Genomic DNA, 21,172 nt, shown 5'->3' on the forward strand with positions numbered 1-21,172 from the left:
AGGTGAGCCCCGCTCCGGAACTTCAAGAGGCTTCCACCGCGGGCGAGTGAGCCGGACTTCGCCGTCAAAGCAGGCCACGGTCCACTCACTGACAGCCGAGCCCTTTGCGATTGGATACATGAGGAAGGCCGCGTTTCCTTGGGTCCCGCCGTTGCACGGATGAAACGAATCCTACATCGACAAGATGACCCAGCTATCTTGTCGATGCATTCCGAGACAATTCCACGGGAATACTTCAGGTCAAATTTGATGGAGCTCTCTCGGATGATCGACCAAAAGCTCATAGCCCTTTTCAGTGATAACAACCGACTCACTGAAAGCGATCCCGAACTTGCTGGGGGCGGTGAAATTCATCGGGACGTGGAATGCCATCCCGGGCTTCAGGACTAGGTCAATTCCTTCCGATATATGGAGGCCGTTTCCCCATGTCGGCGGAAACGTAGCGCCAAGCCCGTAGGCATAGGACCCAAAAAAGTAGAGCTCGTCGTCTAACGACTTGTGTGCCTTCTTGGCATGAGCGACGACATCCCTAAATTCGACGCCAGGCTTCATCATCTCGAGCATAGCGGACAGCGTCGCTTCCGCTGCATCCGCAAACCGCATCATGCCATCAGACGGTTTTCCAGTAACCATCGTCCGCATCAAAGGGGCAGTATACCGGTTGTGGTTCCCCCCATACTCCAGAAAGATCACGTCGTTATCCTCAATCAAAACCCTTCTAAAAGTTTGATGCGGATAACTTGTGCGGACACCCGACGTTACGATGGGTTGAACGGACATGAATTCGCTACCGGCGCCAACCATGGCCTCGTATCCGGCTTTCGCAATATCATTGTCGTAGATGCCAGGCCTCGTGATGGCATAGGATGCTTCGACTCCTGCCGCAGTGTAGGAGCCGGACTTCTTCAAGCATTCGATCTCCACGTCTGATTTGACGTAGGACACCTCTTCCACAATCATTGAGGCGTCGATAAACGTCGCATTCGGCAGCTTTGAGGCCAATGCTTGAAAAACGCTCGCCAGCAGGCCTTTTCGGCCGAGTTCTAGGCCAATTCGCTTCTTATCCTGCACCTTAGACTGGAGCACTTTCACCAAATCGTCCCCTGGCCCGGACCGGAACTGTTGCTGCCAGACGGACGTGTAGACTTCGGTTACGTTAGAATTTACGATGGCAGACGGTATCTCAAGGTCCGCCACATGCATGAACGGATTGCCATCAACTGGGATTATTAGCGAGACATAGTTCCCGCTGCCAAATGTATAGTATCCCGTCAGATAGTAGACGCTGTTAGGGTCCGTGAGTATCAATGTCTCGATACCCCTTGCGGCCATTTGCAATTTTACGAGTTTGGCGCGCCTCTCATATTCATCCTTGTCGAAGGTAATACCGGTTCCGGCGTCGTGTCTTTCGAGTATGTCCTGATATTGGCGCGCGTCCATGTTTCTATCCCGTCAAGATAAGTTTCGATTTCATGCATTTGGTGCACAGCGCGTTCAAAAGCGGTATGCCTGCCAACTACAAGAGGCCTTCAATTAGAACTGCGAAATGTCTGACGTAATTCCTTCTCACCGCCATGACACCTTTGGCGTCTTTTGATTTCATAGAGCGGATCATTTCACAGAGCTCCGAAATCGTTAGCGACATCCAGGGTTGCCACAGTTTCGGGACCGCCACCCACCACTGGCGCGCGGTTCGAAAATGAAGGTTGTCGTATATATCGCGCAAAGCGTCGGTATCGATTATTCTGCGCAGTATTTCGTGATGCGCGTTAATTATCCTCAGATATTCTTCAAGGTCGTGATCAAATTCCAGTGCCTTGGTCCTCTGTACCAGAGATTCCATGTCCGCTATGTCAGCACTGCTATAATCACGCTGCGCTAGGTCGCCCACGATCTCGTCTATTCTGACACGAAGGGCCACCAGCCCATTCATCTCTTCTGACTGGTAGTTTGTTACGATGGTTCCGACGGCGTTGATCGTCTCGACGAGGCCTTCGAATTGAAGCTTTTGGAGCGCTTGTCGTATCGGCGTTCGGCTCACGCCGAACTCTGCCGCCATCTCGGCCTCCTTGAGCAGCATCCCCGGGGGATAGGTGAGCATGATTATCCGATTGCGAAGCGTGCCATGGATCAAATGGAGGCGCTTCTGCGCCTGCGTGTCGGCAGCTCTCATCCTCGCCTTGACCTGCCTTGCCATTTTTTCAATCCCCTCGAATCGCCGCGCGCTCGGAGTTCGTTACCATTAGAGTATACACAGTCCGAAACGACGTCAACACTCTTAACGCTATGAGAGAGCATCCTGAAAGTGCAGAAATCGCTAGAATATCGACAAAAATGGCTGTTTATGCGCACAAAAAGCGTCATTCGCGGGATAGTTCCCCGCCGCCATCGGGTGCCGACGTTGACATAAGCGCTAACTGAGTGTACACACACTGTCGGTTGGCTTATGCCTGCCTGATCAAAAATCTAGAAGAATCTAGGGGAACGGTTATGAAGAATGAGAACTCTGGCAGTAAGGCAGTATCTGGCGTAAGCCGGAGAACGCTTATCAAGACTGGTTTGGCAGTCGGGGGGTTGCTTGCTCTCGAGCGCGCCGGTTGGGCGGCAGGAGCGTCGGCCGCGCCTACTCGTGGTGGGCACTTCCGTGCCGGAGTTGGTGGTGCAAATACGGGCGATTCCCTCGATCCCAGTACCTTCACCGACACTTTCATGATCTCCCTCTCCTTTGCCATCCGCGACAACCTGGTAGCTGTTGGCGCGGACAACAGTCTGGAGGCGGGACTTGCGGAGAGTTGGGAGGCCAACAAAAATGCGACTGAATGGACGTTCAAGATCAGACGCGGCGTTCACTTTTCGAATGGCAAGTCGCTCACCACGGATGACGTAATCACCTCGATCAACTATCATCGCGGTGATAAGTCGAAGTCTGGTGCAGCCAGCCTCTTGGAACGCGTGAAAGATATTTCCGCGGTCGGTGATGATGCTGTCAAATTTACGCTTAAGTTCGCCGACGTCGATTTTCCGTTCGTCCTCACGGACTATCACCTGAACATCCTTCCCAGTGCGGCTGGTTCCGTTGATTGGAAGTCGGGTGCGGGTACAGGACCCTACAAGCTGGAGAGTTTCGAGCCGGGCGTCAGCGCGAAATTGTCGAGAAGCGCCGAGCACTGGAACAGTGCGGTTGGCTTCTTCGATTCCATCGAATTGGTTGCGATCAACGACGCGGCTACCAGGCAAAATGCATTGATCTACGGGGAGGTCGATGCGATCAGCAAGCCCGATCTCAAGCTAATTAGTTTCCTCGAGCGGAACAAAGATATTCAGATCGTCGACGTGCCTGGACGGATTTGGCACTGCGGCATCATGCGAACCGACATCGCGCCCTTTGACAACAACGATCTGCGGCTTGCGCTTAAGTACTCGATTGACAGAAAAGAGTACCTGCAAAAGGTTCTGAAAGGTTACGGCACTATTGGGAATGATAATCCAATTGGGCCGGCGTACCTCTTGCATGCTGCAGACATCGCTCCCAGGGAATATGACCTCGACAAGGCGAAATTCCATCTCAATAAGGCCGGCTACAAACAAGAAGAGCTAAAGCTTCTGACCTGTGAGCTCTTTCCAGGGATGAACAACGCAGTCGAACTCTATCAGCAGCAGGCAGAAAAGGCAGGCGTCAACATCAAGATCGAAACCCGCCCGACAGACGGGTGGTTCACGGATGTGTGGTTGAAGGAGCCGTTTCAGTGGGGTTGGTGGGGGCCGCGGATCACAGAAGATCTGATGCTGTCACTCACTTTCCTTAGCACGGCGCCGTGGAACGATGCGAAGTTCAAAAGCCCGCGACTTGACGAGCTGATCAACGGCGCGCGCGCGGAACTCGACGAAGCCAAGCGGCGAGAAATGTATCGAGAGGCCCAGCTGATAATTAGCAATGAGGGCGGGCACGTGATCCCTGCCAATGCAAACCTGGTGCAGGCCGTAAACAAGAAGGTGTTGGTGCCGCGCGACGATTCCGGAAAATGGAAAATCTCTGCAAGCTGGGAGATGGATGGCGGTTACTTTCTAAAACGCTGGTCATTTGCATAGAGGCGGGACTCGTCGATCGCCGCCACTGAGTTTACCCGCTACGGTCGTTATAGGCCAAAGGGCGGTGTTGGAGGTGGCATCCGCTGCCTCCAAGAACGATCTGTGACTTTTAGCGAGAATGGCGCCGGTGTCGCCGGCTATGAAGGCGCTTATGACCCAAATCCTTCGCATGATAGCACGCCGGGTAGGAATGGGGGTTGCAACCCTTTTCTTTGTTTCAATTCTGACGTTCGTTTCGGTCGAGATCCTGCCGGGAGACCTTGCACAGGCGACGCTTGGCCAATCTGCAACGCCGGAAGCGCTAGCCGAGTTTCGTAAAGAGGTTGGCTTAGACCAGCCGGCGTTTACCCGCTATGTGTCGTGGGTAAATGGGATGTTACACGGTGACCTTGGGCGTTCCTTAGCTAACGGAAAGGAAATATCAGGTCTGATTCAGGTACGGTTGAAAAATACGTTGTTTCTTGGCATGTATGCGGCTTCAATTGCCGTCCCTCTGTCATTGATATTTGGTATATTTGCGGCTCTATACCGAGACAGTGCGAGTGACAAGGTAATAAACGCGACCGCTTTGACTGCGATTTCACTTCCGGAGTTTTTCGTCTCGTATATCTTAGTGGTCATTTTCTCTGGCCTCGGATGGTTTCCGGCGCTTGCAAGCATCCGTCCGGACATGAATTTTTCTGAGCGGCTATATGTAGCATTTTTGCCTGCGCTCGCATTAACGTTCGCCGTGACTGCACACATGTTGCGCATGACTCGTGCGGCGATCGTCAATATCCTATCTTATCCTTACATTGAGATGGCACGGCTAAAGGGTGTTCGCCCTTGGCGTATCATTGTTGCGCATGCGGTGCCAAATGCCATTTCACCGATCGTGAATGTCGTGGCGCTCAACCTTGCCTACCTTTTGACGGGAGTGGTTGTGGTCGAGGTGGTGTTTGGTTACCCAGGCCTTGGACAACTTATGGTCGACGCGGTTACCAGACGTGACGTAACTGTGGTGCAATCCGTCACCATTATATTCGCAAGTGCCTACGTGCTGCTAAATTTAGCGGCCGATATTATTTCGACCGTCTCCAATCCACGTATTTTCCATGCCAGGAGGAACGCTTAGCCATGAGTGCCTTTGCGTTCAGAAAAGCACCGATTACCGCAAAGTTCGGTCTAGTGGTGATCGTTTTGTGTTTCTTCACCGCACTTTTTGCGCCATTGATCGCACCATACGGTCAAGCTGAAGTGGTTGGCGATGAGTTCTTGCCATGGAGCGCCAGCAATATTTTTGGAACGGATTCGATCGGGCGCGACATGCTATCTCGGATCGTCTTCGGTGCGAGAAACTCTGTTGGAATAGCGGTTATAACCACTGTCCTTGCGTTTATAATCGGCTCGGCATTTGGCATTCTTGCTGCTGTTGTGCGGCCTTTCTACGATCAGGTAATAAGCCGGGTGGTTGACGTATTCATGGCGATCCCTTCATTGATATTTCAATTACTTCTCCTGGCGGCTTTCGGTGTTTCCTTTCTCAACATTGTTTTGATTATTGCGTTCGTCGATTCGACCCGTGTATTCCGACTTGTTCGGGCGGTTTCAATAGATATTGTGCAACTTGACTTCATCGAAGCGGCACGTTTGCGAGGAGAGGGGGTGTTCTACCTTATTTTCCGCGAGGTGTTACCCAATGCGGCTGGTCCCATGATAGTCGAATTCGGTGTTCGATTTTGTTACGTGTTTCTATCGATTGCGGCACTGTCTTTTCTTGGGGTCGGTATCCAGCCGCCGTACGCGGATTGGGGCTCCATGGTTCGGGAGAACGCGGCCCTTATTGGCTATGGAGATATCACCCCACTTGTCCCAGCTGGGGCAATTGCTTTGCTTACAGTGGCAGTGAACTTCGTGGTTGATTGGAGATTGCGCGTCATGAGCGCTCTGCGGGATTGAGACGATGAGAGACATGACTCGCCAGCCTATTCTTTTGACGATCCGTGACATCGAAATCGAGGGGCGTTCCGAGGACACTTGGACTCCGATCGTCAGGGGCGTTGACCTAACCTTGCACAGGGGTGAGGTTTTAGGATTGATCGGCGAGAGCGGTGCCGGCAAGTCGACACTTGGGTTGGCAGCCATGGGATTTACTCGAGATGGCTGTCGGATCTCCCGCGGGGCAATAAATTTTGACGGGATAGACCTGCGTGCGGCGAGTGCGGAAGAACGACGTCGCCTATGTGGCAAACGCATCGCCTATGTCGCCCAGTCGGCTGCGGCGAGTTTCAATCCCGCGCATCGACTGATCAATCAATATTGCGAGACGCCGGTAGAGCATGGTGTGATGACACGCGCGGAGGCGGAACATGACGCGGTCGAGCTGTACCGCCGGATGCGACTACCGGACCCGGACACGATTGGTTTTCGCTATCCGCATCAGGTCTCGGGAGGGCAGCTACAGCGAGCGATGACGGCGATGGCTATGTCCTGCCGTCCTGATCTCATCATATTCGATGAACCTACGACGGCCCTGGACGTGACAACTCAGATTGAGGTTTTGTCGGCGATCCGTGACATCGTGGCACAATTCGATACGGCGGCAATCTACATAACCCATGACCTCGCAGTGGTTTCTCAGATGGCCGACAGGATAAAGGTTTTGCGCGGGGGCTACGAAGTTGAAGAAGCCGAGACCCGCGCAATGCTGTCACAGCCCAAGCAGGACTATACCAAGTCGCTTTGGGCGGTGCGCTCTTATGCGCGGCCTTCGCAGCCCCCGGTAGAGAAGGTGGCCGTTCCGATAGTTTCGATGAGGAATGTAGTAGCCGGCTATAGCTCACTCGACGTGCTCAAGGATGTTAGTATTGACATCCACAAGCGTCGTACCGTCGCCGTGGTGGGCGAAAGCGGTTCTGGCAAGTCCACGGTGGCGCGCGTGATCACTGGGCTTCTTCCCCCGCGCAAGGGAGTGGTGCTGGTCGATGGCGAGCCGTTGCCGGCTGATTATCGCAAACGCACCCGGGACCAGCTCCGACAGGTGCAGATGATCTATCAGTCGGCTGATACCGCACTTAACCCAAAGCTGCGACTCGACGAGCTGATCGGTCGGCCCGCACAGATATATCTTGGGTTAAGCGGCAAGGCGTTAACCGCTAGAATTCGTGATCTTCTCAGCCTTATTGGACTAGAGCCAGACGTCTTCATTCACCGCCTTCCCTCCGAACTTTCAGGCGGCCAGAAGCAGCGCGTCGGCATCGCGCGCGCGCTCGCGGCTGAGCCGCAAGTCATCATCTGCGACGAGGTCACCTCAGCGCTGGACCAAATCGTCGCTGAGGAGATTCTCAAACTGCTCGATCGGCTCCAGAGTGAGTTCGATCTGGCTTATATGTTCATCACCCATGACCTTGCCACAGTGCGTGCGATAGCCGATGAGGTAGTCGTGATGCAAAACGGTCAAGTCATCGAGCAGGGCCCTAAGGAACAAATGTTTCGGCCGCCGCATCATCCGTACACAGACCTGCTATTGTCCTCGGTGCCTGAAATGGACCCCGATTGGCTCAGCAACCTTGTGAAAAAGCGTGCCGCTGCCTGGCCCTCAAAATAGCGCCACCGGGCTGTCGCGGGCTGGGAGATTGCGGCCGAGAGTCTCGGCGATCTTGTTCAACCTTTTTTCGGCCTCCTTCCAGGAAGGCTTTCATCTGTTTTGAGCGATGCGACGTAAGCCTCGAATAGATCGGCAACGGTCTGGGCGCGCCTTCTCTGTCATGTCCGCGAAGTCGCGCGTGAAAATCTCGCGGGCCTGGCTGAGACCCTGATGGATAGGAGCCAAGCTTTTTCTTGAGGCGCTTTGGTCTCGCCATTGCTGGGCCATCCAAGCTCGCCGTTACGCGGGTCGGCATTGGCTTTATCACGAGAACAGGCGGCCCGTTCCGTGGCCCTCGCCACCGACAAGTGTGGTCAAAGCGGCTTCGATCTCCCTAAAAAAGTATTGTGTGTCAATGTGCTAGACCGTGATCGTGCATGGTCGTGCAGGAGGCTCATGTCTCACTGAAATGAGTCTCTACGCCTCCGGCGGCGTCAGAAGCATGTGGTCAGTTGTTGGCGCGATCTTATCGGAAAAGAGGAAGGTCGCTGGATCAAGTTTCAACGCCTTGGCGATCGCCGCAATCGTGTCCACGCTGATATTGCCGCTCGCGCGTTCCAGTTTCGTGAATGTCGCCTCCGCCACGCCGATTAGTTCGGCCATCTCATAGCGGTGCAAAGTACGTCGTTGTCGCTCAAAATCGATGATGTGCGCCAGCCGCTTGCGAATCGCATTGTCGTCCAACCGATGCGCCCATTCCGGAATTTTCTTGCCGCCGGCGAGCAGTGATGCAAAAGACAGTTGCAAGCCGTTTGCCATGATCTGCAGCGTCATCAATGTGACATTATTTTTCTGACGCACAGTCTGAATGTAGGTTCGATAGGCCAGTTTTTCGCCCTCGGCGGTCCGAAACAGTTCGGCCATATGCATATGGGATAGGCCGCGCCTGGCTCTCTCCCGCTCTAGCGTCAGTGCAATGTTGACGCGCAACGGGTTGTTGACCACGCCTCCGTCGTCTCGTTTCATAAATCGATGTAGTCGCACAAACCTGCCTTTTCGACCTGTCCTTTTTCGCGCGGATCATCCATAGTAAACTGTCAAATCTGCAGCGAGGAAAAGGCTATGACCATACTCAAATTCCTATTAGGGGGTGCCGTCGCCATCGCAGGCGCCGCAGCTCTTCCATCCCAATCAAAAGCGTCGGAATGGGGCTGTCAGGTTCTCCTATGTCTTTCCGGCGATTGGGAAGGCACCCCCTCGTGCCACCCGCCAATTTACAAGTTGATTGCGGCGATGGAAGCGCCGGGTTTTGATTGGCCGACCTGTCCGCAAGCCAACTCCAGCGCGGCGAGATATGAGAAGTATGAGGATTGTCCGTCTGGCTGGCAAGCAGTTGGCAGCTCCGAATCCGATCGGCCGGGCTTAGGGCAAGAACGGAACATCTGCCGCATCGCGGCCGATAGGCTCTCTCTGCCCGCTGTTTTCAAAAACAACGCCCTCGGCGGGCATCATGGAGACCGATCACGTCCGGTCCAAGTCGAAATCGACGGTAAGGTGGTTGCGGCAACAATCCAGACTGCGGGAAACGATCGAGGGCATTCCCTTGGTAATGGCCCCACCTACTACACCATCCCTCGACCGATGCGCGGAAAGCCCTGGTTCATCGAGTATGATGACGCGAACGGCGTGCGCCGGAAAAGCTGGTTCAATCTCAACATGCCATGAGCCAGGCGATCACGCAGGACGAGGTACTATGAGGGTGACAATTCAGGGAGGTTTGAAGTGTTCAAGGCGCTTCTCCTGTCCACTGTGATTATGAACACAGGCGCAGTGTTGGCGGCGGCTGGTCAGAGCGACAAGCCGCGGTCAAACGTGGACAACCCTATGTGGCCGGCTTCACTGAAATGGGACTGTAAGACCGCAGCCAAAATCGTGTGCGAGCGCGATGGCAGTTGTTCGGTGGCTGAGGATCACACTGGATTTGTGCTGAACTACGGCAGCAACGAAGCTGAGTTTCCGGCCAGCAATGTCAGGATCAAACGCCACTATCAACAGACCGTGCAGGGGAGCCCCTTGCAGCAGGAAGTTAAAGTTGAATTGGCCGACAATCGCGTTCTTTGGCTGACGGCCGTGGATGCCAGCCGCACTTATTCGCAAGCGTGGGTCGGCGCGCTGAGCGAGTTGAAGGGTGGCGCGGTACTCATGGAATCCGAGGGCGTCTATTGCATGCCGCACAAGTGAGTGCGCCGGGAGGGGAGGCGAGCGAAGGCCGATATCGTCTCACCTGGGGCGCCGGCCCCGGCGTTTCAGAAGAGTTCAGACTCTCCCGCCGAGTCTTAATCAGACCATGAGGTGGTGTTAATTAACGCCGATCTGTCGAAGAGTAAGCCGTACCGTTGCAACAATTAAGGGTTGTCATTCGACTGCGGGCCAACAATACTTGCAGAAAGCGACATTAATACTAGAAATTACTAAGAAATACGAACATTTACTGGAGAAAGTCGCATAATCTATCTTATGGAACTCGCGTTTTCAGATAGACATTGGCACATCCGCGGCGCGCCTGTAATCTCAATCCGGATCTCAGACCGCTTCCTTAATGGCGGAAAGGAACAACAGCGTGGATGCCCTTCAATCGGACCGTTCGGTTCCAGCCCCTTCGCTAAGTTGATGCTTACGTTGCATAGCATTGCGAGACTATTTTGATTCTCGGCGCCAAGGGGGCATTATGTCGCCGTCATGAGGAACATGCTGATCTGGCTCAGTGTATCGTGCGCAGCATGCCGACCACGCCAAGAGAAGCAATCAACCAAATTCCTGCCTAACTCCCTCGAGCGCTGGCGTGCCTATCCGGTCTTGGCACACCAGGGCTTCGTGAAGCTACCATGCAGCTTGTAGGCTCTGCTGGCGTCCCGATGGGGCTCAGTGTCCCGCGCCCTCCATACGGCGTCCCTTGATGGCCCTTTCCAACCAACCAACCTGCATCTCAGGAACCGAGGAGAGGAGCAAATCGGTATAAGCATCGAAGGGAGGCTCGAGCACATACGTCTTGGAGCCGTAGCGGGCGACCTCGCCGCGATACATGACAGCTATGGAATCGGCGATCGCCTTCACGGTCGCAAGATCGTGGGTGATGAACAAATAGGCCACATCCTCAAACTTCTGCAGGCGAAGCAACAGCTTTAGGATGCCATCGGCGACAAGCGGATCGAGCGCGCTGGTCACCTCGTCACAGATGATGAGCTTAGGCTTGGCGGCGAGCGCGCGAGCGATGCAGACCCTCTGCTTTTGCCCACCCGAAAGCTCAGCCGGATAGCGGTCAATGAAGCCCTTGCTCATCTCGATCTCGTCGAGCAGCTCGGCAACACGCTTGTCGCGCTCGCGGCCGCGTATGCCGAAATAGAATTCGAGCGGCCGACCGATGATGGTGCCGACGGTCTGGCGCGGGTTCATCGCCACGTCGGCCATCTGATAGATCATCTGAAGTTCGCGAAGATCATCTCTGGATCGGTCGGCGAGTCTCGCAGTCAGCGCGCGGCCGGCGAAGGTAATGCTGCCAGCGAGCGGCGGCAGCAGCCCCGTGATGACGCGGGCCAAGGTGGATTTTCCAGAGCCCGATTCGCCGACGACAGCAAGGGTTTGGCCGGGATGGACGTCAACCGAGACTTCCTGCAGAACCTTCACGACACCGCCTCCATAAGCAGCAGTGGCGCCCCTAACCGACAACAGAGGCGTCGGTGTCGGTCGCTTCTCCTTATGCTCGATCGAACGCACCGAGACCAGCGCCTTAGTGTAGTCCATGCGCGGCGCCTCGATGATCTGCCGGGTTTCAGCGTGCTCCACCCTCTTACCGTCCCTCAGCACCATGATCTCGTCCGAGACCTGGGCGACGACGGCAAGGTCGTGGGTGATGTAGAGCGCCGCCACATGCGTATCGCGGATGGCGTCCTTGATCGCCGCCAGCACGTCGATCTGCGTTGTCACGTCGAGCGCCGTGGTCGGCTCGTCGAAGACGATCAAATCCGGCTCGGAGCACAGTGCCATCGCCGTCATCACGCGCTGCAATTGGCCGCCCGACACCTGGTGCGGGAAACGCCGGCCGATGGTTTCGGGGTTGGGCAGGCCGAGTTTCTTGAACAGTCCAACTGCGCGCTTTTCTGCCTCGGCCTTGTTCGCAAGGCCGTGCAGCAATGTCGCTTCCACCACCTGGTCCATCAGACGGTGCGCCGGGTTGAAGGCCGCCGCTGCCGACTGCGCGACATAGCAGACCTCGCGGCCGCGCAGCTTGCGAAAACCTTCCTTGCCGCCCTTGAGGACATCGCGGCCATTGAGGATGACCTCACCGCCGGTGATGCGCACGCCACCGCGGCCATAGCCCATCGACGAAAGGCCGATGGTCGATTTGCCGGCGCCGGACTCCCCGATGAGGCCGAGCACCTTGCCCTTTTCAAGCGTCAGCGACACGTCATGGACGAGCACGATGTTCTTCGGCGGCTCCCCGGGCGGGTACACTGTGGCCTCGATGCGCAGATTGCGGATGTCGAGCAACAGGCCTTGCTTGGGCTGCCCGGGCTTCGCTTTGGTGCCAGCCATCAGCCGCGTCCTCCCTTCAGGCTTGTCGTGCGGTTTAACACCCAGTCGGCGACGAGATTGACCGAGATGGAGAGCGCTGCGATCGCGCCCGCGGGGATGAGTGCCGCCGGAATGCCGAATACGATGCCGTCCTTGTTCTCCTTGACCATGCCGCCCCAGTCGGCATCCGGCGGTTGTACGCCAAGGCCGAGGAAGGACAGCGTCGACAGAAACAGCACGGCATAGATGAAGCGCAGGCCGAGTTCCGAGACCAGCGGCGACAGCGCGTTGGGCAGGATCTCGCGGAAGATGATCCAGCCGCTGCCTTCGCCGCGCAGCTTGGCCGCCTCGACGTAGTCCATGACGTTGATGTCGACGGCGACTGCGCGCGACAAGCGGTAGACGCGGGTCGAGTTCGAGAATGCCCATCACCAGGATCAGGGTCACAAGGTTGGTCGGCAGCACGGACAGGACGACGAGGCCCATGATCAGCGTCGGGATCGACATCAAAAGGTCGACGAGGCGCGAGAGGATCGTGTCGAACCAGCCGCCGAACACCGCAGCCGAGAAGCCGAGGATGGCGCCGAGCGAGAACGACAGCGCGGTGGCCAGCACGGCGATGAACAGGGTGATTCGGGCGCCGTAGATCATGCGCGAGAGGAGATCGCGGCCGAGATTGTCGGTGCCCAGCCAATGTGCCGATGACATCGGTTCCCAGACGTCGCCGATGATCTCGCCATTGCCGTGTGGCGCGACCCAGGGCGCGAAGATCGCCGCCAGCACGAACAGTGAGGTCAGCACGATGCCGATCAGCGCCGGGATGGGGACGCGTTTGATGTCGAGCATGCCCACCCCTACTTCGGATGTCTGAGGCGCGGATTGGCGACGATCGCCCCAATGTCCGCTATGATATTGATGCTGATGTATACGGCGGCGAAGATCAGGCCCACCGCCTGCACTACCGGCACGTCGCGCTTGGTCACGTGGTCGACAAGATACTGGCCCATGCCGGGATAGACGAAGATCACCTCGACGACGACGACGCCGACGATGAGATAGGCGAGGTTGAGCATGACGACGCTGATGATCGGTGCGATGGCATTGGGGAAAGCGTGCTTGCGGATGACGTTGAAGGCTGAAAGCCCCTTGAGTTCCGCGGTCTCGACATAGGCCGACTGCATGACGTTGAGGATCGCCGCGCGGGTCATGCGCATCATATGGGCGAGCACCACCAGCGTCAGCGCCGTCGCCGGCAGGGCGATCGCCTGCATGCGCTCGCCGAACGGCATGCTGTCATATACGGTCGAGATGCCAGGGAAGATTTGCCACTTCACGGCAAAGAAATAGACGAGCACGTAGCCGATGAAGAACTCAGGCAATGACGCGGACGCGAGCGCCAGTCCGGAGATCAGCTTGTCGATCCAACCGTTGCGGTAACGCACGGCGATCAGGCCGAGGATGACAGCTAGCGGAATTGCCACGATCGCCGCCCAGAAGGCCAGGAAGAGCGTGTTCCACAGCCGTCCCTTGATCGAGGTCGCGATATCCTGGCCGCTCGACATCGCCGTGCCGAGATCGCCGGTCAGCACGCCGCCAAGCCAGTGCAAATACCTGACATAGGATGGCGCATTTAAGCCCAGCTGCTCGCGCAGATTGGCAAGCGACTCCGGCGTAGCCGACTGTCCAAGGATAGCTTGCGCGACGTCGCCGGGCAGGATCTGTGTGCCGGCGAAGATCAGGACCGAAACGGCCAAGAGAAGAAGAATGCCAAGCGCGATGCGCTGGGCAACCAGCCTCAGAACAGGCGAACCCATTGGCATGCTGTTCACGGTTCAAGCCAGCATTGCGCCAGTGCGTAGCCGTTGCACATATCTCGCGCTGGATGCTTCACGAAGCCTTTCACATCCGGCCCCGTTGCGTCTATGAACTGGTTGAAGAACGGTACCATAACACCGCCCTCGTCGCGGAGGATCATAGACATTTCTCGATAGAGGTTCTTGCGCTTTTCCTGGTCGAGTTCTCCGCGTGCCTTGACGAGAAGCTTGTCGAACTTCTCGTTGGTGAAGTGCGTGTCGTTCAATTCAGCTGTCGACAGATAGGACGTCGAGTACATCTGGTCTTGCGTTGAGCGCCCGGTCCAGTAGGAGGCATAGAAGGGCTGCTTTTGCCAGACCTCCGACCAATAACCATCGCCAGGCTCACGCTTGACCTCAACGGTGATGCCGGCCTTGGCGCAACTCTGCTGATAGAGCTGTGCGGCATCGACGGCACCAGGAAAGGCAACGTCCGACGTCCGAAGTAGGATCGGCCCGCTGTGGCCAGATTTCCTATAGTGGAACTTGGCTTTGTCCGGATCGAAGGCGCGCTGCTCGATGTCGTCTGAGAAGAGCGGATAGGCGGGGTTAATCGGAAAGTCGTTACCGACCGTGCCGTAGCCGCGCAGGATTTTGTCCAGCATTTGTTCGCGGTCTAAGGCAAGCTTCAAGGCAATCCTGACATCGTTGTTGTCGAACGGCGCGGTGTCGCAAAACATATTGAAGAGGTAGCAACCGCGCCCGGTCACATTTTGGATGGTGATGCCGGGGACCCGCTTCACCATTTCGACGACCTTCGGCTCGACGCGGTTGATCATGTGCACCTGATTGCCTTGCAGGGCAGCAATACGTGCAGTGGCATCGTTGATGACGGTGATTTCGACCTGATCGGCGTGACCCATCTTGTCGCCCTGCCAGTAGTCCCTGAACTTTTCGCCAACGTGCCGCACACCCGGCTCGTTGACAGCGACCTTGTAGGGACCGGCCCCGATGCCCGCGGCCGGATCGTCCTTGCCGCCATTGGGCTGGATGATCAGGTGATAGTCAGTCATTAGGTAGGGCAGATCAACGTTGGGTTCTTTGAGCGTTATTACCACGTCAGGCCCATCGGCCTTGATGGCTTCGATCCCGCGCAGGATGCCCAAGGCGCCGGATTTCGACTCCTTGTTGGAATGACGCTCTAGCGTGGCGACAACGTCTTGAGGCGTCACTTCCTTGCCGTTGTGGAACTGGATGCCTTTCCGAATTTTCAGAGTCCAGGTCTTGGCATCCTTCGACGAGCCAATTTCCTGAGCGATTCGGTACTCAAGGCCGTTATCGGGGGTCACCTCCATCAGCATCTCGCCCCAACATCTGCCAAAGGTGATTGGAGGTGCGCCTGCTGTAAGCGCTGGGTCGAGACTGTCCGCGGCACTACCGCCTTGAAGGCCAGCTTTCAGGATACCGCCCCTCTTGGGCACCTGCGCCTTAGCGGCCCCGGCAAAAAGCGAATTAGCGACGGCGGCGCTGACACCGAGAGCCGTCGCGCGGCCGAGAAATTCGCGGCGGTTCAACCGACCAGCAGCGACGCAGCGGCTGAGATAGTCGATTTCCTGCGACATCGGGATGATACTCCTTGTTACCGATTGTTCCCACTGGGCCCCGACATTGCGGGGCCATTGATGAGGGTACAACGTCACTGGGCGGCGGTGAGCAAATGTCTAGGCTATCGATGCATGAATTGGGCGTCTTCTCGCCCAAGACGCACAATGACGCTTTATGGCTGGAAAATTCCGCTCATAGTGAGCATGTGGGCTCGGCCCGACTAAACGAAGCGCAAACGAAGTCACGCGGCCTCATTGCCGCGACGGTTTAGGCCATAGGGGCGTCGTAGCCAAGCAGCGCCTTCACTTCGAGGAACTCCTCTAAGCCCCACTTGCCATTTTCGCGTCCATTCCCCGATTGTTTATAGCCACCGAAGGGCGCGGCTCTGTCGAATGCCGGATAGTTTATATGCACAGTGCCTGCCCGCATACGGGCTGCCACCCTGCGGGCGCGTGCAAGGTTCGACGATTGAACATATGCAGCCAAGCCAAAGATTGTATCGTTCGCGAGGTCGATCGCCTCGTCCTCATCCCGGTACGGCAGAATCGATAGAACCGGCCCGAAAATCTCTTCGCGCGCAATGGTCATGTCACTGTGGACATTAGCAAATATTGTGGGGCGGACGAAATAGCCTCGGTTCAGATGCTCCGGCCTACCAAGTCCACCAGTGACAAGATCCGCCCCCTCATGGATGCCAGCCTGAATAAAGCCCTGTATCTTGTCGAATTGGCTTCTATTGACTACTGGACCGATATTTGTTTTCGCGTCACGTACATCCCCAACGATCAGCCGTTCTGCGACCGCCTTCGCAATCCCCTTCACCTCGTCGTGGCGATCTGCTGGTACAAACATACGGGTGGGTGCACTACAAGCTTGGCCGCTATTGCGCATTACTCCGAACACACCCTTCGTCACCGCACTTTCAAAGTCCACATCAGGCAACAGAATATTCGCCGATTTTCCTCCAAGTTCCTGCGCTACACGCTTGACGGTTCTCGCGGCTGACTGAGCGATCAAGATACCTGCGCGTGTCGAACCGGTAAAAGACACCATTTCTATTCCGGGATGCGCTGAAATCGCTTCGCCCACAATAGCGCCTTCCCCTTGGACCATGTTATACACGCCCGCGGGCACACCAGCAGCATGCATGATTTCGGACCAGATAATTGCATTCAGCGGAGCCACCTCGGAAGGTTTGAGCACCATCGTGCAACCCGCAGCAATCGCTGGAGCAACCTTCATTATGATCTGAAGCACCGGATAATTCCAAGGTGTTATCAATCCCACTACTCCGATCGGCTCTCGGATAATCTTGGTCGTTCCTTGCAATTCTTCGAACTGATAGTTTTCCAGAACCCCAATAACGCTTCTAAGGTCAGCCGATGCCAGTTGCCACTCGCGGGCGATTGTAAGCGGTGCACCTAATTCCGTGCAAAGCACCGAGGCAATGTCTTCTTGTCTCCTATCGTATTCCGCAAGGATAGATTCTAGCATCTCCACTCTTTCGCGTGGGGTAGTTGTAGAAAAGTGAGGGAACGCTGCCCGAGCGGCAGCCACAGCTCGATCAACATCCTTTGGTCCGCCACCAGCGATGCGCGTGAATACTTCTTCTGATGAGGGATCAACCACGTCAATTAGATTTGACTCCAAGGGTTCGACCCACTCCCCATTCACATAGTGTTCGCGTTCGTGCTGCAATTCTCGCTCCTATTAGCTCTTTGCCTAGTTCTCTTATGACGCCGAGTTTTCGCGAATTCGATGCAAATTCACATACTGACCCTTGGCAGACGCCTCAGATTCAAGGCAGAGTTTTCCGCTAAGTCGACCAATCTATCGTGGGCAACTACTATCCTTGTTCAGCTCGGGTGGATAAGGTCTGCCGCCCTCTCGCCAATCATAATACACGTCGCGTTGGTGTTGCCTGCAATATGCGATGGGAATATCGACGCATCCGCAACCCATAAGCCCTCAGTCCCCCGCACACGTAGGTCGGGAGTCACGACGGCCTGGTCGTCGATGCCCATGCGGCAGGTGCCGACCGGATGGAAGCCTGGTCCAGTCGAGTTGCGCACATATTCTTCGTCGGCCTCACGCCCCGCTTCACGAGCAGGGACGTCGATAAGCTGGAGAACATGACTGCCGAAGGGCGGTGTGGAAGCCAGGCGCCGAACCCAATCTAGGCCGAGCAAAACGCCTTTTAGGTCGTCTGGGTGATCGAGCAGGCGGGGATAGATAGCTATAGGGTCCCGGGGATCATTCGATCGAAGCGCCAAATAGCCTTTGCTTTTTGAATGGTTTACATTGGCATAGATCGTTACAAGATTTCGAGGTGGGACGTGCCGCCTCCCATTCCTTAATAAAAACCCGAAGGCCAACAGATGGAATTGGAGATCGGGCACCTTTTGGTCAGGAGTAGACTTAAGGAAGGCGATGACTTGCGCCAGGGATTCAGTGAGCACCCCTTTCCTTGCAAAAGCCCATTCTGCGAACGCCCGAATCCGTCCAAGCCCCGACGCGTAAGCGTTTCCGGTCTTTATGTTCATCTCCGCAAGGACATGGAGGCACGGATGCTCTAAAAGGTTCTGGCCAACCTCGGGGCTGGCCACAACGGTCGTTATCCCATGCTTCGAAAGTTCGCCGGGATCGCCAATGCCGGACAGCATTAAGAGGTGTGGCGAATTAAGTGCACCAGCAGACAGAACGACGCCGCGTCGTGCACTTGCGCGGATGACCTGATCACCGCGCGTAAAAACAACGCCCTTCGCACGGTTCGTCTCCATGATCAGACTGTTGACTAAGGAGTTGTCCATGACGACCAAATTAGGGTCTTTCTGCAGCGGGCCAATATACGCGTCGAATGCTGAATGGCGCATGCCGTTCTTCGTAGAGCCCTGGTTCCAAGAAACCCCCTCATGTGAGGCTCCATTGAGGTCAGGGTTATGTGGGACGCCCAATTTCACAAGACTGTCGATGAATTTCTCGGCAACCGGAATGCGCCAACGCAGCGTCGAAACGTGCAGTGGACCCATACCCCCGCGATAGGCGTCATTGTCTGTATATTTATCCGCAGTCTCCATCTTACGAAAGTAAGGAAGTACCGAATTCCAATCCCATCCGCTGTTGCCGAGCTTCCCCCAAGCGTCAAAGTCACTCTGTGCGCCGCGAACGAAGATCATACCGTTGATGGCGGACGAGCCGCCCGGGACGCGGCCACGCGGCCATGATTCCTTGAGCCCGTTACGCGTCGGATCCGGCTCCGTTATATAATTCCAGTCATAGCGTTTGTTGCCCACGGTATACATCGACGATGCCGGGATCCGCGTTACGTGGAGTTTTTCACGCTTGCCAGCTTCGAGCAGCAAGACGCGGGCTCCCTTCTCCACGAGCCGTGCGGCGACTGGACATCCCGCACTGCCCGAACCTACGACGATGTAGTCAAATTCCATTGTTTAACCTTGGCCACTTCATAGTCCGTACATAAGACTAGGCGTTGGATAAGTCCAAAAGGCAATCACCTACATCAGCATCCCTTGATACCGACCGGTTAGACGACGTCGTCGGTCAGACGCGCATGCCGGCAAGATCTACAGTGAGGAAAGCAGGCGGAACGCGACGCGTTGACGCCCAGGAGTCTCACAAGGGCCTACGCGCCGCGCTGCGGATCACGCCTTAAGCCAGCATTTGGCGAACGCATAGCCGTCCATCAACTCAGCACGGCCGCCGACAAATCCACCGATCTTGTCCGAAGTCGCGTCGATGGATTGGTTGAACATGGGGATGATCTCGCCGCCCTCGTCCCTTACGATGATACCCATCTCGCGATAGAGGGCCTTGCGCTTATCCTGGTCGAGTTCTCCGCGCGCCTCCATGAGAAGCTTGTCGAACTTTTCGTTAACGAAACGCGATTCATTCCATTCCGCCGTAGAAAGATAGGTGGTGGAGTACATTTGATCCTGCGTCGGGCGTCCTCGCCAGTTGGTCGCGAAGAAGGGCTTCTTGTTCCAGACCTCCGCCCAATAACCATCGCCAGGCTCACGTCCGACTTCAAGAGTAATGCCTGCCTTGGCGCAACTCTGTTGAAACAGCTGGGCGGCATCGACGGCGCCGGAAAAAGCAACGTCCGACGTGCGCAGCAGGATCGGCCCGCTGTGGCCCGACTTCTTATAGTGGAATTTGGCTTTGTCCGGATCGAAAACGCGTTGCTCGATGTCGTTTGAGAAGAGCGGATAGGCGGCGTTAATCGGAAAGTCGTTACCGACGGTGCCGTAGCCGCGCAGGATCTTGTTCACTATTTCCTCGCGGTCGATGGCGAGCTTGAGCGCCATCCTGACATCATTATTGTCGAAGGGCGCCGTATTGCAGAACATGGCGAAATTGTAGTGGCCGGGGCCCGATCCGGTCTCGATCTTCAAGGTGGGTACGCGCTTAATGAGATCAACGACTTTGGGCTGGACCGCGTTGATAATGTGGACTTGGCCGCCCTGTAGCGCGGAGATGCGGGCGGTGTCGTCGTTTATGATAATGAGCTCGATCTGATCGGCGAAGCCCATCTTGTCTGACTGCCAGAAATTAGCAAAGCGCTCGCCGCCCAGCCGAACACCGGGTTCGTTGACGGTCACTTTGTACGGTCCGGCGCCGACGCCTTGGGTTGGGTCATCTTTGCCCCCGTTGGGCTGAATGACGAGATGAAAGTCGGTCATCAAGTAGGGCAGATCGGCGTTCGGCTCCTTGAGTGTTATGACGAAATTTCGGCCGTCAGCCTTGAAGCTCTCGATTCCCTTCAAGACACCAAGGGCCCCGGACTTCGATTTCTCGTCCGAGTGACGTTCCATCGTGGCCTTCACGTCTTCCGCAGTAACAGTCTTGCCGTTGTGGAATTCCACGTCCTGACGGATCTTGAAGGTCCAAACTTTAGCGTCCTTCGACGAGCCGATTTCCTCGGCGAGGCGGTGCTCCAGTCCGCCATCAGCATCAACTGCAACGAGATATTCCCCCCAACATTTGCCGAAGGTCAATGGCGCCATCATAAAGTTCGCCGGATCAAGGTCTTGGGTCGCCTCACCGCCACTGAGACCGCCTTTGATAATGCCTCCCCGAACGGGTCCCTCGGCAAACGCAGCACCGGCAAGCAGTGAGTTGGCGAAGGTGGCGCTAACGCCGAGCGCCGTGGCGCGGCCGAGAAATTCGCGTCGGTTCAGCGCTCCTGCAGCGACGCGGCGGCTGAGATAGTCGAGTTCCTGCGACATAGATATCTCCCATTTTTGTGAAGTGTCGCCCTAGCGCAAACGATGCGGCTTGGCTTCCTTCTTACGATCTGAATGGTATGCCAGCGCAACTGGCCAACTTTATGCAAATCCTGCTTGTGAACGCAGCAAATCGGCGTTTTTTTGCTCCATACGCATAAACGGCAGCGCTGATGGTGAGACTACGAGATTTCCACCGCGATGAGTTTGTAGAAGGTGTGAAACGCCAACTGCTTGTTTGATCGCAAGCAACGAATTCGACGACCCGGCCGCGACGCGAAGACGCGAGAGCCCGCCATGTCTGC

At 56.1% G+C, this 21,172-nt stretch carries 15 protein-coding genes and 2 pseudogenes; 6 read left to right on the plus strand and 11 right to left on the minus strand.

Annotated features, from left to right (window positions below):
• Positions 1–240: 240 nt before the first annotated feature.
• Together AC1RZR_RS37460 and AC1RZR_RS37465 are read right to left on the minus strand one after the other, a co-directional pair.
• The gene (locus AC1RZR_RS37460) at positions 241–1,440 is read right to left on the minus strand and encodes a M24 family metallopeptidase (protein WP_477345457.1); all 1,200 of its coding nucleotides are present in this window, start codon (positions 1,438–1,440) and stop codon (positions 241–243) included.
• A 76-nt stretch (positions 1,441–1,516) separates the two neighbouring features.
• Positions 1,517–2,197, minus strand: coding sequence for a GntR family transcriptional regulator (locus AC1RZR_RS37465; protein ID WP_477345459.1), 681 nt, complete (start codon positions 2,195–2,197; stop codon positions 1,517–1,519).
• Between the two features lie 293 nt (positions 2,198–2,490).
• Between AC1RZR_RS37465 and AC1RZR_RS37470 the strand changes: the two genes are divergently transcribed.
• The 4 genes from AC1RZR_RS37470 (at position 2,491) to AC1RZR_RS37485 (ending at position 7,675) form a co-directional block, all read left to right on the plus strand.
• On the plus strand, positions 2,491–4,089 hold the full coding sequence (locus AC1RZR_RS37470) for an ABC transporter substrate-binding protein (protein WP_481829684.1): 1,599 nt from the start codon (positions 2,491–2,493) through the stop codon (positions 4,087–4,089).
• A 151-nt stretch (positions 4,090–4,240) separates the two neighbouring features.
• Complete coding sequence (locus AC1RZR_RS37475) at positions 4,241–5,203, plus strand: ABC transporter permease (protein WP_477345463.1); 963 nt, start codon at positions 4,241–4,243, stop codon at positions 5,201–5,203.
• A 2-nt stretch (positions 5,204–5,205) separates the two neighbouring features.
• Positions 5,206–6,027, plus strand: a complete 822-nt coding sequence (locus AC1RZR_RS37480) for an ABC transporter permease (protein WP_477345465.1) — start codon at positions 5,206–5,208, stop codon at positions 6,025–6,027.
• 4 nt (positions 6,028–6,031) lie between these two features.
• A complete protein-coding gene (locus tag AC1RZR_RS37485; RefSeq protein ID WP_481829685.1) occupies positions 6,032–7,675 on the plus strand; it encodes an ABC transporter ATP-binding protein in 1,644 nt (547 codons plus the stop codon).
• A gap of 12 nt (positions 7,676–7,687) precedes the next feature.
• Here the strand turns inward: AC1RZR_RS37485 and AC1RZR_RS37490 are convergent.
• Positions 7,688–8,023, minus strand: a pseudogene (locus AC1RZR_RS37490) (site-specific integrase); the annotation flags it as partial.
• 108 nt (positions 8,024–8,131) lie between these two features.
• Positions 8,132–8,659 carry a helix-turn-helix domain-containing protein gene (locus tag AC1RZR_RS37495; protein ID WP_481829686.1) on the minus strand — a complete coding sequence of 176 codons (528 nt, stop codon included), beginning with the start codon at positions 8,657–8,659 and terminating at the stop codon, positions 8,132–8,134.
• Positions 8,660–8,776: 117 nt separating this feature from the next.
• Between AC1RZR_RS37495 and AC1RZR_RS37500 the strand changes: the two genes are divergently transcribed.
• Positions 8,777–9,379 carry a hypothetical protein gene (locus AC1RZR_RS37500; protein WP_481829687.1) on the plus strand — a complete coding sequence of 201 codons (603 nt, stop codon included), beginning with the start codon at positions 8,777–8,779 and terminating at the stop codon, positions 9,377–9,379.
• Between the two features lie 57 nt (positions 9,380–9,436).
• A complete protein-coding gene (locus tag AC1RZR_RS37505) occupies positions 9,437–9,895 on the plus strand; it encodes a hypothetical protein (RefSeq protein WP_481829688.1) in 459 nt (152 codons plus the stop codon).
• Between the two features lie 681 nt (positions 9,896–10,576).
• Here the strand turns inward: AC1RZR_RS37505 and AC1RZR_RS37510 are convergent.
• From AC1RZR_RS37510 to AC1RZR_RS37540, 7 genes and pseudogenes are all read right to left on the minus strand, one after another.
• Positions 10,577–12,247 carry an ABC transporter ATP-binding protein gene (locus AC1RZR_RS37510; protein WP_481829689.1) on the minus strand — a complete coding sequence of 557 codons (1,671 nt, stop codon included), beginning with the start codon at positions 12,245–12,247 and terminating at the stop codon, positions 10,577–10,579.
• Positions 12,247–13,072, minus strand: a pseudogene (locus AC1RZR_RS37515) (ABC transporter permease). The gene AC1RZR_RS37510 and the pseudogene AC1RZR_RS37515 overlap by 1 nt, the downstream one beginning before the upstream one ends.
• 8 nt (positions 13,073–13,080) lie before the next feature.
• Entirely contained in the window at positions 13,081–14,040 is a 960-nt protein-coding gene (locus tag AC1RZR_RS37520; RefSeq protein ID WP_481829690.1) for an ABC transporter permease, read from the minus strand.
• 11 nt (positions 14,041–14,051) lie between these two features.
• Positions 14,052–15,641 carry an ABC transporter substrate-binding protein gene (locus AC1RZR_RS37525; protein ID WP_481829691.1) on the minus strand — a complete coding sequence of 530 codons (1,590 nt, stop codon included), beginning with the start codon at positions 15,639–15,641 and terminating at the stop codon, positions 14,052–14,054.
• A 250-nt stretch (positions 15,642–15,891) separates the two neighbouring features.
• Positions 15,892–17,322 carry an aldehyde dehydrogenase family protein gene (locus tag AC1RZR_RS37530; protein ID WP_481829692.1) on the minus strand — a complete coding sequence of 477 codons (1,431 nt, stop codon included), beginning with the start codon at positions 17,320–17,322 and terminating at the stop codon, positions 15,892–15,894.
• Positions 17,323–17,480: 158 nt separating this feature from the next.
• On the minus strand, positions 17,481–19,070 hold the full coding sequence (locus tag AC1RZR_RS37535) for a GMC family oxidoreductase (protein ID WP_481829693.1): 1,590 nt from the start codon (positions 19,068–19,070) through the stop codon (positions 17,481–17,483).
• Positions 19,071–19,286: 216 nt separating this feature from the next.
• Entirely contained in the window at positions 19,287–20,870 is a 1,584-nt protein-coding gene (locus AC1RZR_RS37540; RefSeq protein WP_481829694.1) for an ABC transporter substrate-binding protein, read from the minus strand.
• Positions 20,871–21,172 lie beyond the last annotated feature (302 nt).

Source organism: Mesorhizobium bavaricum (assembly GCF_056781655.1).

Coding starts and splice junctions, on each gene's coding strand:
- AC1RZR_RS37460 (WP_477345457.1), bottom strand. CDS start 1,440: ATGGACGCGCGCCAATATCAGGACATACTCGAAAGACACGACGCCGGA.
- AC1RZR_RS37465 (WP_477345459.1), bottom strand. CDS start 2,197: ATGGCAAGGCAGGTCAAGGCGAGGATGAGAGCTGCCGACACGCAGGCG.
- AC1RZR_RS37470 (WP_481829684.1), top strand. CDS start 2,491: ATGAAGAATGAGAACTCTGGCAGTAAGGCAGTATCTGGCGTAAGCCGG.
- AC1RZR_RS37475 (WP_477345463.1), top strand. CDS start 4,241: ATGACCCAAATCCTTCGCATGATAGCACGCCGGGTAGGAATGGGGGTT.
- AC1RZR_RS37480 (WP_477345465.1), top strand. CDS start 5,206: ATGAGTGCCTTTGCGTTCAGAAAAGCACCGATTACCGCAAAGTTCGGT.
- AC1RZR_RS37485 (WP_481829685.1), top strand. CDS start 6,032: ATGAGAGACATGACTCGCCAGCCTATTCTTTTGACGATCCGTGACATC.
- AC1RZR_RS37500 (WP_481829687.1), top strand. CDS start 8,777: ATGACCATACTCAAATTCCTATTAGGGGGTGCCGTCGCCATCGCAGGC.
- AC1RZR_RS37510 (WP_481829689.1), bottom strand. CDS start 12,247: ATGGCTGGCACCAAAGCGAAGCCCGGGCAGCCCAAGCAAGGCCTGTTG.
- AC1RZR_RS37520 (WP_481829690.1), bottom strand. CDS start 14,040: ATGGGTTCGCCTGTTCTGAGGCTGGTTGCCCAGCGCATCGCGCTTGGC.
- AC1RZR_RS37525 (WP_481829691.1), bottom strand. CDS start 15,641: ATGTCGCAGGAAATCGACTATCTCAGCCGCTGCGTCGCTGCTGGTCGG.
- AC1RZR_RS37535 (WP_481829693.1), bottom strand. CDS start 19,070: ATGGAATTTGACTACATCGTCGTAGGTTCGGGCAGTGCGGGATGTCCA.
- AC1RZR_RS37540 (WP_481829694.1), bottom strand. CDS start 20,870: ATGTCGCAGGAACTCGACTATCTCAGCCGCCGCGTCGCTGCAGGAGCG.